Below are 1,894 nucleotides of genomic sequence, written 5' to 3'. Positions count from 1 at the left end.
TACCGCCCCCACCATCGTTACCATCTCCGCCTGTTGGTGGTTTTGTACCGCCCCCATCATCATTACCATCTCCGCCTGTTGGTGGTTTTGTACCGCCTCCACCATCGTTACCATCTCCGCTTGTTGGTGGTTTTGTACCGCCTCCACCATCGTTACCATCTCCGCCTGTTGGTGGTTTTGTACCACCTCCATTATTACCTTCACCACCTGTTGGCGGTTTCACTTCCCCGCCACTAGTGTCACCAGAAGTAGGTGGCTTTTTATCATTATTAATTGGAGGTATTGAGTTATCTGCAATAGCCACACCATCATTAATATTTAGATCGCCACCAAATACAAAGTTCTTACTATCCTTATTATCCGAGACAGAAGGATTGTTTGTTGCTGATGCAATTGAAGTATTTAAATCTGAAAAACGATTATTTGATTTATCACCGTCAATAACTGATGCTAAGTTACGATCTGAGTTTATAGCTGCGGTTGCAATTGAATCTGTTAAGTCATCAAATTTCTTTTTGGTTTTGTTATTTTCAATGATACCGGCTAAATTTTGGTCAGAGCTACGTTTTGCATTATCAATGATTTCATCAAAATCATTAGTATTTAGATTTTCAGTCGGCTCATTCTTACTTTCTTCTTTTTTCTCATCTTTTTTCTTTTCTTTTTCACTATCCTTTTTCTTTTTAGATACTGATGCTGTTTTAGTGCTCTTCTTTTCAGAAGAAAACAGTGAGCAGCCTGTAACTACCCCAACACTTAAGGTAGTTACAGTAGTCGTAAGTAACACTTTCTTTAAAATTTTCGAATAATCTAAAGGCACAATCAATTCCTCCCTATTACCTAACCTGCACTTATAGTTGCTACAGAAGTAGCAGAACTATTAGGTGTAGAATTATTAATTTTTTCGAGTAAATCTTTATTTCCAACTTTTTGAGCAAACTTTTTAGCTTCCTCAGATTTATTTAATTTCAAATAACTATTAACAATAATTCCTTCTCTTCTGCCATCTAGTGGCACTTGATCTCTTAATTTGATAACTTCTTCATGTTTGTTATCTAATGCAGCAATTTCAAAATTAATTAGTGGATTTTTTGTTTTTAATTCTTTTACTTTTTTCAAATTATCTACAGCTATATAATATGAAACTACTGATTCTGCAAAATCTTGTTCTAAGTCAATTGCCTTCTGTGCTTTACCACTTAATAGATACGTAAATAAAACCGCCTTTTTATCTTCTTTTCCTAATTTTTTATAATCCACTTTATCAAATTCCAAGGCAGCATCTTGATATTTTTGAACTGCAGATAACCTTAATCCATTTATTAAATTCGCATTAACTTCAAGACTATTTACATTATTTGCAGATGCAGCCTGTGAATTCTTCAAATTACTAAAGGCAAAACCTGCTACTACTAATAAAACAATTGATGCGACTCCTATAATAGCGTACTTATATTTTTTCATATTATTTAAGATTCCTTTTTTATCGATTACTACTTTCTCTTCTTGTTCAAATTTAGTTTCATTTGGTAGATCTCTTTCCTTATTTAAATTAATCTCATCACTTTCTGTTTCACCTTTAGCTACAACTATTTTTTGTCTCTGTTGTACTTCTTTTATTTTATTTTCTTCCTCTAATCTTCTTTTTCTTACTTCTTCAAGTTTTCTCTCTTCTTCCTTCCGTCGTGCTTCTACTTCTTTCCTTGCTGCTTCTTCGGCCCTTCTATGCGCTTCTGCTTCTGCTCGTTTTCTTGCTTCTTCCTCTGCTTTTCTACGTGCTTCCGCTTCTTCACGTTTCCTTGCTTCTTCTTCTGCTTTTCTACGCGCTTCCGCTTCTTCACGTTTCCTTGCTTCTTCTTCTTCTGCTTTTCTACGCGCTTCCGCTTCTGCTCGT

General features: G+C 35.3%; 2 pseudogenes. Both read right to left on the bottom strand.

Features of this window, described 5'->3' with window-relative positions:
- Window positions 1-820 (bottom strand): annotated as a pseudogene (locus BAQ46_RS24425) (adhesin); the annotation flags it as partial.
- A 20-nt stretch (window positions 821-840) separates the two neighbouring features.
- Window positions 841-1,894: pseudogene (locus BAQ46_RS24420) on the bottom strand (hypothetical protein); the annotation flags it as partial.

Source organism: Bacillus paranthracis (assembly GCF_001883995.1).
Lineage (GTDB): Bacteria > Bacillota > Bacilli > Bacillales > Bacillaceae_G > Bacillus_A > Bacillus_A paranthracis.
This window is presented reverse-complemented; position numbering and strand designations above follow the sequence as displayed.